Here is a 13,633-nt window from a genome sequence, read left to right as displayed (position 1 = left end):
GCGGACCGGTAGTTCAGTCGGTTAGAATGCCGGCCTGTCACGCCGGAGGTCGCGGGTTCGAGTCCCGTCCGGTCCGCCATTACGTTTTCGACCCCGAGCCCTGCGGCTCGGGGTCTTTCGTTTCGTCTATACTCACTCCGCTTTTCGCCTAGCAGCGCCTCAGCCGCGCTCGGTGGCGCCGGCCTGGTGCCGGCCCGTCGTTGGCGGGATATCTTTTTCCTTTGCGCATCCCGCCTGGCTATCATACAGTTGTTTGAAAACAGCCGTGACCGAATTTCAGGAGGAGTCTGGCGTGCGCTATCCTCATCTTTTCCGTCCGCTCGAGGTGGGTCACCTGACCCTGCCCAACCGCGTGCTGATGGGTTCCATGCATACCAACCTCGAAGAGGCACCCCATGGCTTCGAGCGTCTGGCGGCCTTTTATGCCGAACGTGCGCGCCAGGGAGTGGGGCTGATCGTCACCGGCGGCATCGCGCCCAATCCGGAGGGGGCGGTCTTTCAGGGAGCGGCCACGCTGGAGCGTGCCGAGCAGGTCGTGGACCATCGCCACGTGGTCGAGGCGGTTCACGCCGAGGATGGACGCATCTGCATGCAAATTCTTCATGCCGGGCGTTACGCCTATACCCCCGAGCTGGTGGCACCGTCGCCGATCCAGGCGCCGATCAATCCCTTTGCCCCACGCGAGCTCAGCGGCGACGAGGTGGAGCGCCAGATCGACGATTACGTGCGTTGCGCCTCCCTGGCACGCGAAGCCGGCTACGACGGCGTCGAAGTCATGGGTTCCGAAGGCTACCTGATCAACCAGTTCCTGTGTCTGCGTACCAACCGGCGCGACGACCGCTGGGGCGGCGCCTTCGAGAATCGCATGCGTCTGGCGGTTGAGATCGTCCGGCGTATCCGGGAAGCGGTAGGCGATGAGTTCTTGATCATATTTCGCTTGTCGATGATCGACCTGGTGGAAGAGGGCAGTACCTGGGAGGAGGTCGTCACCCTGGGTCGGGCCGTCGAAGCGGCCGGTGCCAGCATGATCAACACCGGCATCGGCTGGCACGAGGCGCGCGTGCCCACCATCGTCACCAGCGTGCCGCGGGCGGCCTTCACCGAAGTGACCCGACGCATGAAGGCCGAGCTCACGATTCCGCTGATCACCACCAACCGTATCAACATGCCCGACGTGGCCGAGCGGGTCCTGTCCGAAGGGCACGCCGACATGGTGTCCATGGCGCGTCCCTTCCTCGCCGATCCGGCCTGGGTGGCCAAGGCCGCCGAAGGACGCGCCGACGAGATCAATACCTGCATCGCCTGCAACCAGGCGTGTCTGGATCACACGTTCCAGGGCAAGCTGACCTCCTGTCTGGTCAACCCCCAGGCGTGTCACGAGACCGAGCTCGAAGTGTTGCCGGCCGAGACGCCGCGTGATGTCGCCGTGGTCGGCGGCGGTCCGGCGGGACTGGCGGCGGCACTCACCGCCGCCCGACGCGGCCACCGGGTGGTGCTATTCGAGCGTACCAAGGAGCTGGGCGGGCAGTTCAACCTGGCGCGCAAGATTCCCGGCAAGGAGGAGTTCGACGAGACTCTGCGCTACTTCCGGGTCATGCTCGACAAGCATGGCGTGTCGGTGAAGCTCGGCGTCGAGCCGGATGTGCAGACGTTACGCGCCTTCGATGCCGTGATTCTGGCTTCCGGTGTGCGCCCGCGCCGCCTCGAGCTGCCGGGCATCGATCATCCCAAGGTCATGAGCTATCCCATGGCGATTCTGCATCCCGAGCGGGTGGGGCGGCGGGTGGCGATCATCGGCGCCGGCGGCATCGGCTTCGACGTGGCCGAACTGCTCACTCATGCGGGGCATCCTGCGCTGGATAGAGAGGCGTGGTGCGCCGAATGGGGTGTCGACCTGAGCGTCACCGAACGCGGCGGCGTTCGCCCTCCCGTGCGCCCCGACACGCCACGCCAGGTCTTCCTGCTGCAACGAAAGTCCTCCAAGCCGGGCAAGGGGCTGGGAAAGTCCACCGGCTGGGTACACCGGATGTCGCTTCGCCATCGCGGCGTCGAGGCATTGGCCGGCTGCGAGTATGTCGGTATCGACGAAGAGGGGTTGCACATCCGTCACAACGAGGAACCGCGGCTGCTCGAGGTGGACAGCGTGGTGATCTGCGCCGGCCAGGACCCGGTGCGCGAACTGCTCGAGCCGCTCAAGGAGGCCGGCGTGGCGGTGCATCTGATCGGCGGCGCCGACGAAGCCGCCGAGCTCGACGCCAAGCGCGCCATCGACCAGGGAACGAGAGTGGCAGCCGGGCTGTGACCCGGCCGGCCTTGCGTTGAGAGCGATATTCGCGGGGCCAGCTACGCTGATGAAATCTCTTGCTCATATTCACGACCCCGTTGCGCGGGTCGTTCATCCGGGCCCGGCCACTGCGCCGGGCCTTGTCGTTGCCGAACGCCACCTAGGTATCTCATGCTTCTATAATAGCCGGCAGGCCGCGCACCACGCGGCTTGGCCCCTGGTTCGACTGCTCTCTCAGCTGCGCTGATCAGGGGCGGGCGAGCGCATTGGCGCTGCGTCATAGCAGCGTTGACTGAACGAAATAGTTTATTAGCGAACCCTCGACGCTCCCTGCGTTCTCATGGTTAGTCATCCACTGCGTTGATATTTTGCCGCCCATTAGGCCCGGATGCTGTCTAGGCTGATGAGTAACCCGAGGTTGAGTGACCCGAGGCGGCCATCTGATACCAGATGGTTCAAGGGGTGGCCAAACAGGAGGCTTCGATGAGCATCTTCGATCATGTGCAGAACCGCTTCTCTCGTGTCCAGCAGGAGGAAATGACCCTGCAGGAGTACTTGGAGCTGTGTCGCGAGGATCCCATGGCCTATGCCAGTGCCGCCGAGCGTATGCTGAAGGCCATCGGCGAGCCCGAGGTGATCGACACCGCCAAGGATCCACGGCTCTCGAGGATCTTCTCCAACAAGGTGATTCGCCGCTATCCAGCGTTCTCTGAGTTCTATGGCATGGAGGAGGCGATCGAGCAGATCGTGGCCTACTTCCGCCATGCAGCCCAGGGGCTCGAGGAGCGCAAGCAGATCCTCTATCTGCTGGGGCCGGTGGGGGGCGGCAAGTCCTCGCTTGCCGAGCGGCTCAAGCTGCTGATGGAGCGGATCCCCTTCTATGCCATCAAGGGGTCGCCGGTCTACGAGTCACCGCTGGGGCTGTTCTCGCCCGAGGAGGATGGCGAGCTGCTGGAGAAGGAGTACGGCATCCCGCGCCGTTACGTTAAGAGCATCATGTCGCCGTGGGCGGCCAAGCGACTCAAGGAGTATGGCGGCGACATCTCGCAGTTCCGTGTGGTGCGCCTATATCCCTCGCGGCTCAACCAGATCGCCATCTCCAAGACCGAACCGGGCGACGAAAACAACCAGGACATCTCCTCTCTGGTGGGCAAGGTCGACATCCGTCAGCTCGAGCTCTACTCCCAGGACGATCCGGACGCCTACAGCTTCTCCGGTGGGCTGTGCAAGGCCAACCAGGGGCTGATGGAGTTCATCGAGATGTTCAAGGCACCGATCAAGGTGCTGCATCCGCTGCTTACCGCCACTCAGGAGGGCAACTACAACCCCACCGAAGGCATGGGGGCGATTCCCTTCGACGGCGTCGTGCTGGCGCACTCCAACGAGAGCGAGTGGCAGGCATTCCGTAACAACCGCAACAACGAGGCTTTCCTCGATCGTGTCTACATCGTCAAGGTGCCCTACTGCCTGCGCGTGACGGAAGAGATCAACATCTACAAGAAGCTGCTCGAGCACTCCTCGCTCGACCAGGCGCCCTGTGCCCCCGATACCCTGCGCATGCTGGCGCAGTTCTCGGTGCTCTCGCGGCTCAAGGAGCCCGAAAACTCCAGCATCTATTCGAAGATGCGCGTCTACGACGGCGAGAATCTCAAGGATACCGACCCCAAGGCCAAGTCGATCCAGGAGTATCGCGATGCCGCTGGGGTTGACGAGGGCATGGAAGGGCTCTCGACCCGCTTCGCTTTCAAGATCCTGTCGAAAGTCTTCAACTTCGACAATCACGAGATCGCCGCCAACCCGGTGCATCTGCTCTACGTGCTGGAGCAGCGCCTCGAGCAGGAGCATCTGCCCAAGGAGACCTTCGAGCGTTACCTGCGCTATATCAAGGAATTCCTGGCGCCTCGCTACGTCGACTTCATCGGCAAGGAGATCCAGACCGCCTATCTCGAATCCTATTCGGAGTACGGCCAGAACATCTTCGACCGTTATGTCACCTACGCCGATTTCTGGATTCAGGACCAGGAGTATCGCGATCCCGAGACCGGCGAACTGTTCGATCGCCAGTCGCTAAACGAGGAGTTGGAGAAGATCGAGAAGCCGGCGGGCATCTCCAATCCCAAGGACTTCCGGCACGAGGTGGTCAACTTCGTGCTGCGTGCGCGGGCTCAGAACAATGGTATGAACCCGAGCTGGCAGTCCTACGAGAAGCTGCGCGGGGTGATCGAGCACAAGATGTTCGCCAACACCGAGGAACTCTTGCCGGTGATCTCGTTCAACGCCAAGGCGTCGACAGCGGATCAGAAGAAGCATGAGGACTTCGTGGAACGCATGAAGGATCGGGGCTACACCGAGAAACAGGTGCGCCTGCTCTCCGAGTGGTACCTGCGGGTGCGCAAATCGCAGTAAGCCGGCGCGAGCCAGGAGGTCAGCATGACCTATTTCATCGATCGACGCGCCAATGCCAAGAACAAGAGCGCCGTAAACCGCCAGCGCTTTCTCGATCGTTACCGGGCGCACATCAAGCGCTCGGTGGAGGAGGCGGTCAATCGGCGTTCTATCACCGACATGGAGCGCGGCGAGAAGGTCTCGATTCCCGCGCGGGACATCTCCGAGCCGGTCTTCCAGCACGGCCCGGGGGGCAAGCGCACCATTGTCAGCCCCGGCAACAAGGAATTCGTCGAGGGTGACCGCCTGCGTCGCCCCAGCGGCGGCGGTGGCGGCGGGGGCTCCGGCGAGGGCAGTGCCTCCAACCAGGGCGAAGGCATGGACGAGTTCGCCTTCTCCCTGACCCGCGAGGAGTTTCTCGACTTCGTCTTCGATGGTCTGGAACTGCCGCATCTCGAGCGCAAGGCGCTCAAGGACCTGGATGAAGTAAAGCCGGTGCGCGCCGGGGTTTCCCGCGACGGAGTCCCGTCGCGGATCAATATCGTGCGATCCATGCGCGAGGCGTATGCCCGGCGTATCGCCATGCGCGCTCCCATACGCCGCGCCCTGCGCGAAGCGCAGGAGGCGCTGGCCGAGGAGGAGCGCAAGGATCCGGTGCTGCGTAACCCATCGCGCATCAGCGAACTCAAGACGGAGATCGAACGGCTCGAGAAGCGTCTCGAGGCGGTGCCGTTTATCGATACCTACGACCTGCGCTACAACAATCTGATCAATCAGCCGCAGCCGTCGAGTAAGGCAGTAATGTTCTGCGTGATGGACGTCTCGGGGTCGATGACCCAGGCGCACAAGGACATTGCCAAGCGCTTCTTCCTGCTGCTGTATCTCTTTCTCGAGCGCAACTACGAGAAGGTCGAGCTGGTCTTCGTGCGCCACCATACCGCGGCCAAGGAGGTCGATGAGGAGGAGTTCTTCTACTCGCGGGAGACCGGTGGCACGATCGTCTCCAGCGCCCTGACGTTGGTTGACGAGATTATTACCAAGCGTTACCCGCCGTCGCAATGGAACCTCTACGTGGCGCAGGCCTCGGATGGCGACAACTGGGATGACGACTCCGTTACCTGCCGTGAGCGGCTGGTGAAGACCCTGATGCCGCGCCTGCAGTACTACACCTATGTGGAGATCACGCCGCATGCGCACCAGGCGCTATGGGAAGAGTACGAATCGGTTGCCGCCGAGTACCCAGACCGCTTCGCCATGCGCCAGATCGTCGAGGCGGGCGACATCTATCCGGTTTTCCGCGAGCTGTTCAAGCGCCGCGCCGCCCACTGAGCGGATGAGGAGGCACCATGACCCGACGCAAGCCGATTGCCACCGGATCCGACTGGAACTTCGAGGTGCTCGAAGCCTATGAGCAGGAGCTGGCCCGCCTGGCCGACGAGTACCGGCTGGACACCTATCCCAATCAGATAGAGATCATCACCACCGAACAGATGATGGATGCCTACGCCAGCGTGGGCATGCCGGTGGGCTATCACCATTGGTCGTTTGGCAAGCAGTTCCTGGCGGTGGAACAGGCTTATCGGCGCGGCCAGATGGGGCTGGCCTACGAACTGGTCATCAATTCGGACCCCTGCATTGCCTACCTGATGGAGGAGAATACCCTGATGATGCAGGTGCTGGTGATGGCACACGCCTGCTACGGGCACAACTCCTTCTTCAAGGGCAACTACCTGTTCCGCACCTGGACCGATGCCAGCTCGATCGTCGATTACCTGGTATTCGCACGCAAGTACGTGGCCGAATGCGAAGAGCGCCATGGCGTGACGGCGGTAGAGCAACTGCTCGACGCCTGCCATGCGCTGCAGAACTACGGCGTGGATCGCTACAAGCGGCCGTCGCCGATCTCCGCCGAAGAGGAGGTGCGGCGCCAGGCGGAGCGTGCGGAGTACCTGCAGGCTCAGGTCAATACCTTGTGGCGCACCATTCCCGGGCGCCAGTCGGTCGATACCCTGCCCGGCGGCACGGAGGACAGCGACGATCCGCTGGGATTGCGTTCAGGGGGGCGTTATCCGCCCGAGCCCCAGGAGAATCTGCTCTACTTCATTGAAAAGAACGCGCCGCTGTTGGCGCCTTGGCAGCGTGAGATCGTACGCATCGTGCGCAAGCTGGCGCAGTACTTCTACCCCCAGCGTCAGACCCAGGTAATGAATGAGGGGTGGGCTTCGTTCTGGCACTATACGCTGATGAACCGCCTCTACGACGAGGGGCTGGTCGACGAGGGGCTGATGCTCGAGTTCCTCCAGTCGCATACCGCCGTGGTCAGCCAGCCCGGCTTCGACAGCCCCTTCTACAACGGGATCAACCCCTATGCGCTGGGGTTCGCCATGTTCAGCGATATCAAGCGCATGTGCGAGGATCCCACCGACGAGGATCGCGAATGGTTCCCCGATACGGCGGGGGGGGATTGGCTGGAAACCGTGCACTTCGCCATGCGCAACTTCAAGGATGAATCGTTCATTCAGCAGTTCCTCTCGCCCAAGGTGATTCGCGATCTGAAACTGTTCGCCATCGTCGACGACGATCAGGAGGAGATGCTCGAAGTGGCCGCCATCCACGACGAGCGTGGCTATCGGCGGGTACGCGAGGCACTGGCGTCGCAGTATGCCCTATCGCTGCGGGAGCCCAACATCCAGGTCTATGAGGCCAATATCCGGGGCAACCGCTCACTGACCCTGCATCATGTACAGGATACTCGCCGACCGCTGGGGCGCAGCGTCTACCCGGTGATCCGGCATCTTCACCAGCTGTGGGGGTTTCCCGTGCGGCTCGAGTCGATTTCGGAGGATGGCAGCGTCGTGCGGCGTTACCAATGGCCGCTTCCGGACGAGGAAGTCCAGGAGTAGAAGGCTTAAAGGAGTGGGAGGAGGAGAAGCGACAGCGCCTGGGCAGCGCTGTCGATGGCGAGTCAGGGCTTGGCGTCAGTCACGAGTGACCCATGATTGACACCAGCCGTCGGGTTCGACGCTGTTCTGGGGAAAAAGTTGGCAGCTCTGGCTGCGTCGTTCGAAGAACATGCAGTTCGCGCAGACTTCCCCCTCTTCGTAGGAAGGATGGTCGCTGGCCTGCTCGGCGTCCTCGACATAATTCAGGGCCTGGGCCTGTTCGTCATTCGGGTCCAGGCGCGGCAGTTCCTGAGCGTAGGACTGGCGCGAAAGGATGCCGACACCCAAGGGCAGGGCGGCTACGCCCAGCAGGCTGTTGCGAAGGAATGCGCGTCGGCTCTGTTTGCCCATCGTGAGGTCTCCTGCTCTGGCACGATTCAATGCATATCGTCACCCCAACGTGCAGCATGGCGCATAGGGTGAGCGGGGTATGCCCCAACGCTGCGTTGTCACGGCGAGGTGTATGGGGTCCGGCTGGATGAAGTTAAGCAGAGGAAACACTTTTTCTTCTGCAAGAGCAATTGCCGTGCGTATCTCGACGTTGCTGTAAGGTATCGGGGGATTGCGTCGCGATACGTCCGGTAAGCAAGGGCGCTGTGCCGGGGCGAGAGGCCGGTTGGTGCCGGTAGCGGTAGGCCTGGCTCAGGTTCTCTACATTGGGTAGGGTAGCTTCACACTGGACCGCAAGGACGCTGTCATGACGTGGATTAAATTCCTGCATATTGCCACGCTGGTCTGCTGGTGCGGGGCGCTTCTCTACCTGCCGGCGCTGCTGCTCGCCAACGCCAAGTCGCGCAGTGCTTCCTCGTTCGATGTGCCCGCGCCGATCATCCTGCGTTTTCTTTTCACTCATATCGCCACGCCGTTCGCCCTGCTCGCGATCATGAGCGGAACCCTGCTGTTCATTGTCGGACAGATAGCGGGAGGCTGGCTGGTGCTGAAGCTCACCGCCGTCAGCGGCATGGTGCTGTGCCATGTGCTGTGCGGGGCGCTGATTGTGCGGCTGGAACGGAAGCGGCGGCGTGGGCTGGTAGCGGCCAGCGCCCTGATCGCGATGACGGCGGCCGCGCTGATGCTGGTGGTGTTGGTGCTGGTATTGAGCACCCCCTTCGAGGCATGACAAGGAGAGTCACAATGCGCTATTCGACCCGCCGTGCATGTCCCGTTTCACTTGTCGTCGATCTCGACGCCCACCGCCCTGTCGTAGACGAGCATGCCGCCGATAATGCCGGCCAAGATGATCAGCCCCGCCGTCATCAGCGTGAGCCCAATTGCCCAGGGCATCAGGTCGACGGGGTCCAGGTAGCGCCACAGCCAGTTGAGCGAAGCCAGCGACAGCATCATCACGGCCAGTATGGCGTGGCACCAGCCCATGATCATGTGGCGGATGCGTCGCACCGTGATCAGGTCGATCAGACCCGCGATGCTGGCGGCCCAGCCGCCCAGTGCGCCCACTCCCGCCAGCCACAGCCCCATCTGGGCCCAGAACCGGTCGCCGGTGAGGAGAAAGGCGGCATCGCTGCCGACCACCAGCATCAGGCAGGCAATGGGAAAGTGCACCATGGTGGGATGCAGGGGATGTCCGACGATGGCGGCGCGGCTCTTGATCGAGCGTTTCGGTTCGTCAGCCATGTTCGCGTCCTTTGCGATCGGATAGGTCGACTACCCTGCATTCAACGCCTTGGGGCGCGTGCGGTCAACTGCCCACGCCGGCCCGGGCGGCTCGCCGGGCTCCCGCTCGTGTGGCTGCTTGCCGGTTGTGCTGGCGAGATGTCGATACTCGACCCGACCGGGCCGGCCGCGCGAAGCCAGTTCTGGATCTGGTGGGCCATGCTCATCGTCACCGTCGTCGTATCGCTCGGCGTGTATGCACTATGGCTCTACACGTTTCGTCGTCGCCACCAACCCGAGCGCACGCCACGCGAGGAGCGTCGCGTCATGCTGCGCTGGGTGCTGGGTGGCGGCATCCTGCTGCCGGTGGTCAGCATCGTGGCGCTGATGATCTTCGCTGCGCCCACCGGGCGGGGCATGCTGCCCCTGCCGCTGACGGATGCCGACCCTGAGCGCATCGAGGTGATTGGCCATCAATGGTGGTGGGAGGTGCGCTATCCCGGTGGCGAGGGAGAGGCCGATGTCGTCACCGCCAACCGGCTGGTGATGCCGGCGGGGGAACCGGTCGACTTTCGACTCGGCAGCGCCGACGTCATCCATGCCTTCTGGCTGCCCCGCCTGGGAGGCAAGCGCGACATGGTGCCGGGGCGTTTTAGCACCATTCGCCTCGAGGCCGATTCGCCGGGGGTCTTCGGCGGCCAGTGCGCCGAGTTCTGCGGTGCTCAGCACACCGGCATGCAGCTGCACGTCGAGGCGCTGGAACGCGAAGACTACGACGCTTGGCTAGCCGAACGGCGCGCAGCGCCCGAGCCGATCGAGGAGGACGATACGATCCGCGCCTTCGGCGAGCACTGCGCGGCCTGCCACCGGGTCGCCGGCTTTCCCAAGGTGCTGGTCGTCGACGATGTCGAACACGACATCGAGGGGCCGGACCTCACGGACATCGGCTCGCGCCCGACGCTAGGCGCCGGTGAGCTGCCCATGGAAGAGGGGGCTATCGCCTACTGGCTGCAGCATCACCAGACGCTCAAGCCGGGTAACCGGATGCCGCCTCACAACCACATCGAGACCGAGACGTTGCAGGACATCGGTGCCTGGCTGGAGACACTGGAACCATGAGCGAGAGCAAGGATGCTTCCCTGACGCCCGAGACCCGCCGGCTTCACGAGGGCCTGGCCAGGGTCTGGGCCAACCCGCGCGGCCTCGGTGCGCTGACCGTGGTCAACCACACCACTCTGGGGCTGCGCTTCATGGCCACCGGGGCGGTCTTCTTCCTGATCGGGGGGCTGCTGGCGATGCTGATTCGCACTCAGCTCGCCTTTCCCGATAACAATTTCATGTCGAATGAGACTTACAACCAGGTCTTCACCATGCACGGCACGGTGATGATGTTCCTGTTCGCCATTCCCATTCTCGAGGGGCTGGCGATCTACATGATCCCCAAGATGATCGGTGCGCGCGACCTGGTCTGCCCGCGTCTGACCGCCTTCGGCTACTTCTGCTATCTGTTCGGCGGCATCATTCTCACATCGAGCCTGTTCCTGGACATGGCCCCCAACAGCGGCTGGTTCATGTACACCCCGTTGAGCAGCGGCGATTACTCGCCCGGCAGCGGTTCGGACTTCTGGCTGCTGGGCATCACCTTCGTCGAGATCTCAGCGCTTTCCGCGGGGGTGGAGCTGGTGGTATCGATCCTGCGTACTCGTACCGAGGGGATGGCGCTGCACAAGATGCCGCTGTTCGCCTGGTACATCCTGGCCATGGCGCTGATGATCGTGGTGGGGTTCCCGCCGCTGATACTGGGCAGCATCCTGCTCGAGCTCGCGCGCGCCACCGGCATGCCGTTCTTCGACCCCGCCGGCGGCGGCGACCCGGTACTGTGGGCGCATCTGTTCTGGCTGTTCGGCCACCCCGAGGTCTACATCATCTTTCTGCCGGGAGCGGGTATCGTCGCGACGCTGATCCCGGTCTTCGCTCGGCGCCCCATCGTCGGCTACGGTTGGGTGGTGGCGGCGATCGTCATCATGGGGTTCGTCAGCTTCGGCCTGTGGGTGCACCACATGTTTACTCTCGGCATCCCACAGCTGGCGACGGCATTCTTCTCGGCGGCGAGCATGCTGGTGGCGATCCCCACCGGCATCCAGATATTCGTCTGGCTCTCGACGCTGTGGCTGGGGCGGCCGGTCATGTCGTTGCCGATGCTATGGATCCTCGGCTTTCTGGTCATCTTCGTGCTGGGCGGGTTGACCGGGGTGATGCTGGCGCTGGTGCCGTTCAACTGGCAGGTGCACGATACCCACTTCGTGGTGGCCCACATGCACTACGTGCTGGTGGGCGGCATGCTGTTCCCGCTGCTGGCCGGGCTCTATTACTGGCTGCCTCAGGTGTCGGGCCGCATGCCCTCCGAGCGGCTGGGCAAGTGGAGCTTCTGGCTGATCTTCCTCGGTTTCAACATCACCTTCCTGATCATGCACTGGACGGGACTGCTGGGCATGCGCAGGCGGGTATTCACCTACGATACCGCCATGGGCTGGGACATCTACAACCTGATTTCGTCGGTCGGCGGCTTCATGATGGCGGGCGGGGTGGCGTTGCTGATCCTCGATGTGGCCTTGCACTTCCGCTTCGGCAAGCCGGCGTCGCAGAATCCCTGGAATGCCGACGGACTGGAGTGGGCCATGCCCAAGCCGCCCACCCCCTACAACTTCGTCAGCCTGCCCCGACTCGAAACGCGAAATCCGCTATGGGATGCACCGGAGCTGCCGCGCACCATCCTCGAGGGCCAGCACGGTCTGGCCACCATCGACCATGGGCGTCGCGAGACCTGGGGCAGCGATCCACTTACCGGCAAACTGCGCGAGGTCATTCATCTGCCGACCAACTCCTGGTGGCCGCTGCTCGCCGCCCTGACCCTGGCGCTGGTATGCATCAGCCTGCTGGTGAGGCTTTATCCGCTGGCCGCTGCCGCAACGCTGGTGGCCGTGGGGTTCCTGCTGCGCTGGTCGTGGGAGAACGGGGCGCACCCCAAGGCTGCGCCCGACGCCACGGTGGCACCCGGCCAGCCGCCGCTGCATTCTCGAACCATGAACGGCCCTGGCGTATGGACCATGTCGGTTTCCCATCTGGCCAACGGTTCGCTCTATCTTTCCCTGCTGTTCGGCTGGTTCTATCTCTGGACCGTGGCCCCAGAGTGGCAGATGCCGGCCGCATCACCGCTTGCGTGGCCATTGCTGGTCGGCGCCGGAGTTGCGCTGACGCTTGGCATACTGCTGTTGGCCAAACTGGTACGGCGGCTGCGGCGCGGCCACGACGCCAGCCTGGGCACGGGACTTTTCGTCGTCGCGATACTTGGTGCGCTGCAGTCAGTGCTGCTGATCGGGACGATCTGGCTGGCGAAGCTCGCGCCCACCGAGAGCGCGCATGACGCTACGCTGCTGGTGGCACTGCTCTACATATTGATCCACGCGCTGCTGGGCGCCCTGCTGTGTCTGCTTCAGGGGCTGCGAGTGGGCTATGGCTTCGTCGGCGCGGAGGCCCCCCTGGAACCGGTGGTGGTGTTGCGCCTGTGGTACTACAACCTGGTGGTCTACTGGAGCCTCTTCGTGGCCATCTGGGTCATGCCGACAGTTCTGGGAGGGACCTCATGAGTCATTTGCTGAGATTGACCCACCCGATCCATCTGGTCGGCGGCCTGACGCTCTGGGGGATCTGGTTCGTGGCCATCTACGGCGGGCTGTCGGTCGCCTGCACGGTAGCGCCGCCATCTCCCGACCGCGATGCCCTGACCGGCATCAACGTGGTGCTGGGCGTGTCGACCCTGGGCACGGCGATACTGTTGCTATGGCTGACCTGGGCCTGCATGAAGGCGTCGCGACGGACCCAGGTGCGGCGAGAGCGATTCTTCGCCCTCGCCTCGGCGGGCATCTATCTGTTTTCCGCAGGCGCGACCCTGTTCGTCGGCTATCCGGTGATGTTTCTACCGCCCTGTATCTAGCCGGCGCGAAGCGTGGCGGCCAAGCCTGGCGGATTCAGCCATAGCGTGCGGCCTGTTATACTCGCGCCAGCGCGGCGGTGCATGCCGCACGAATACCTAACCGGGGAGGGTGCCCGATGCAGAATGCCGTGATCCTGATCAACACCGACAAAGGGCAGGTCAAGGCGGTTGCCGAGCGGCTCGCCGATGTCGAGGGCATCAGCGAGGTCTATTCCACCTGCGGCCGCTACGATCTGGTGGCGATCGCCCGTACCCGTGACTTCGAGAGCCTGGCCGAGCTGGTCACCGAACGTCTCAACGCGGTCGATGGCATTCGCGACACCGAGACCCTCAACGCCATGCAAGTGCATTCCCGCCACGACCTGGAGACCATGTTCTCGTTGGGCTGGTAAGCGAGCGCCGCGTTAGCCGCTTCAT

General features: G+C 63.3%; 11 protein-coding genes and 1 tRNA gene. 10 read left to right on the top strand and 2 right to left on the bottom strand.

Features of this window, described 5'->3' with window-relative positions; translation table 11 throughout:
* Positions 1-2 precede the first annotated feature (2 nt).
* The 5 genes from CYJ07_RS05680 to CYJ07_RS05660 all read left to right on the top strand — a co-directional run bounded on the left by CYJ07_RS05680 (position 3) and on the right by CYJ07_RS05660 (position 7,572).
* Positions 3-79 (top strand) — tRNA-Asp (locus tag CYJ07_RS05680).
* 279 nt (positions 80-358) lie between these two features.
* Positions 359-2,302 (top strand): FAD-dependent oxidoreductase, encoded by a 1,944-nt coding sequence (locus CYJ07_RS05675; protein WP_479688550.1) that lies wholly within the window; start codon positions 359-361, stop codon positions 2,300-2,302.
* Positions 2,303-2,767: 465 nt separating this feature from the next.
* Positions 2,768-4,690 (top strand): PrkA family serine protein kinase, encoded by a 1,923-nt coding sequence (locus CYJ07_RS05670; RefSeq protein WP_104202715.1) that lies wholly within the window; start codon positions 2,768-2,770, stop codon positions 4,688-4,690.
* Between the two features lie 24 nt (positions 4,691-4,714).
* Positions 4,715-5,998, top strand: a complete 1,284-nt coding sequence (locus tag CYJ07_RS05665) for a YeaH/YhbH family protein (RefSeq protein WP_104202714.1) — start codon at positions 4,715-4,717, stop codon at positions 5,996-5,998.
* A 17-nt stretch (positions 5,999-6,015) separates the two neighbouring features.
* Complete coding sequence (locus CYJ07_RS05660) at positions 6,016-7,572, top strand: SpoVR family protein (protein WP_104202713.1); 1,557 nt, start codon at positions 6,016-6,018, stop codon at positions 7,570-7,572.
* A 75-nt stretch (positions 7,573-7,647) separates the two neighbouring features.
* Here the strand turns inward: CYJ07_RS05660 and CYJ07_RS05655 are convergent, their stop codons facing one another.
* Positions 7,648-7,962, bottom strand: a complete 315-nt coding sequence (locus CYJ07_RS05655) for a high-potential iron-sulfur protein (RefSeq protein ID WP_104202712.1) — start codon at positions 7,960-7,962, stop codon at positions 7,648-7,650.
* Positions 7,963-8,308: 346 nt separating this feature from the next.
* Here CYJ07_RS05655 and CYJ07_RS05650 point away from each other — a divergent pair, with 346 nt between their 5' ends.
* A complete protein-coding gene (locus tag CYJ07_RS05650) occupies positions 8,309-8,731 on the top strand; it encodes a CopD family protein (RefSeq protein ID WP_104202711.1) in 423 nt (140 codons plus the stop codon).
* Between the two features lie 47 nt (positions 8,732-8,778).
* On the opposite strand, the gene CYJ07_RS05645 is transcribed toward CYJ07_RS05650, so the two are convergent.
* On the bottom strand, positions 8,779-9,243 hold the full coding sequence (locus CYJ07_RS05645; RefSeq protein WP_104202946.1) for a DUF2231 domain-containing protein: 465 nt from the start codon (positions 9,241-9,243) through the stop codon (positions 8,779-8,781).
* Between the two features lie 138 nt (positions 9,244-9,381).
* Here CYJ07_RS05645 and coxB point away from each other — a divergent pair, with 138 nt between their 5' ends.
* The 4 genes from coxB (at position 9,382) to CYJ07_RS05625 (ending at position 13,608) form a co-directional block, all read left to right on the top strand.
* Positions 9,382-10,341, top strand: a complete 960-nt coding sequence (coxB, locus tag CYJ07_RS05640) for a cytochrome c oxidase subunit II (protein WP_231489543.1) — start codon at positions 9,382-9,384, stop codon at positions 10,339-10,341.
* On the top strand, positions 10,338-12,869 hold the full coding sequence (gene ctaD, locus CYJ07_RS05635; protein ID WP_104202710.1) for a cytochrome c oxidase subunit I: 2,532 nt from the start codon (positions 10,338-10,340) through the stop codon (positions 12,867-12,869). Before coxB ends, ctaD begins: the two co-directional genes overlap by 4 nt.
* Positions 12,866-13,216 (top strand): hypothetical protein, encoded by a 351-nt coding sequence (locus CYJ07_RS05630; protein ID WP_104202709.1) that lies wholly within the window; start codon positions 12,866-12,868, stop codon positions 13,214-13,216. The genes ctaD and CYJ07_RS05630 overlap by 4 nt, the downstream gene beginning before the upstream one ends.
* Positions 13,217-13,332: 116 nt before the next feature.
* A complete protein-coding gene (locus tag CYJ07_RS05625) occupies positions 13,333-13,608 on the top strand; it encodes an Lrp/AsnC family transcriptional regulator (protein ID WP_104202708.1) in 276 nt (91 codons plus the stop codon).
* The last annotated feature ends 25 nt before the right edge of the window (positions 13,609-13,633 follow it).

This window comes from Billgrantia saliphila (assembly GCF_002930105.1).
GTDB classification, from domain to species: Bacteria; Pseudomonadota; Gammaproteobacteria; order Pseudomonadales; family Halomonadaceae; genus Halomonas; species Halomonas saliphila.
This window is presented reverse-complemented; position numbering and strand designations above follow the sequence as displayed.

Bases quoted from the DNA above. Each gene is read 5' to 3' on its own strand.
- CYJ07_RS05675 (WP_479688550.1), top strand. From the start codon at position 359: ATGGGTTCCATGCATACCAACCTCGAAGAGGCACCCCATGGCTTCGAG.
- CYJ07_RS05670 (WP_104202715.1), top strand. From the start codon at position 2,768: ATGAGCATCTTCGATCATGTGCAGAACCGCTTCTCTCGTGTCCAGCAG.
- CYJ07_RS05665 (WP_104202714.1), top strand. From the start codon at position 4,715: ATGACCTATTTCATCGATCGACGCGCCAATGCCAAGAACAAGAGCGCC.
- CYJ07_RS05660 (WP_104202713.1), top strand. From the start codon at position 6,016: ATGACCCGACGCAAGCCGATTGCCACCGGATCCGACTGGAACTTCGAG.
- CYJ07_RS05655 (WP_104202712.1), bottom strand. From the start codon at position 7,962: ATGGGCAAACAGAGCCGACGCGCATTCCTTCGCAACAGCCTGCTGGGC.
- CYJ07_RS05650 (WP_104202711.1), top strand. From the start codon at position 8,309: ATGACGTGGATTAAATTCCTGCATATTGCCACGCTGGTCTGCTGGTGC.
- CYJ07_RS05645 (WP_104202946.1), bottom strand. From the start codon at position 9,243: ATGGCTGACGAACCGAAACGCTCGATCAAGAGCCGCGCCGCCATCGTC.
- coxB (WP_231489543.1), top strand. From the start codon at position 9,382: ATGTCGATACTCGACCCGACCGGGCCGGCCGCGCGAAGCCAGTTCTGG.
- ctaD (WP_104202710.1), top strand. From the start codon at position 10,338: ATGAGCGAGAGCAAGGATGCTTCCCTGACGCCCGAGACCCGCCGGCTT.
- CYJ07_RS05630 (WP_104202709.1), top strand. From the start codon at position 12,866: ATGAGTCATTTGCTGAGATTGACCCACCCGATCCATCTGGTCGGCGGC.
- CYJ07_RS05625 (WP_104202708.1), top strand. From the start codon at position 13,333: ATGCAGAATGCCGTGATCCTGATCAACACCGACAAAGGGCAGGTCAAG.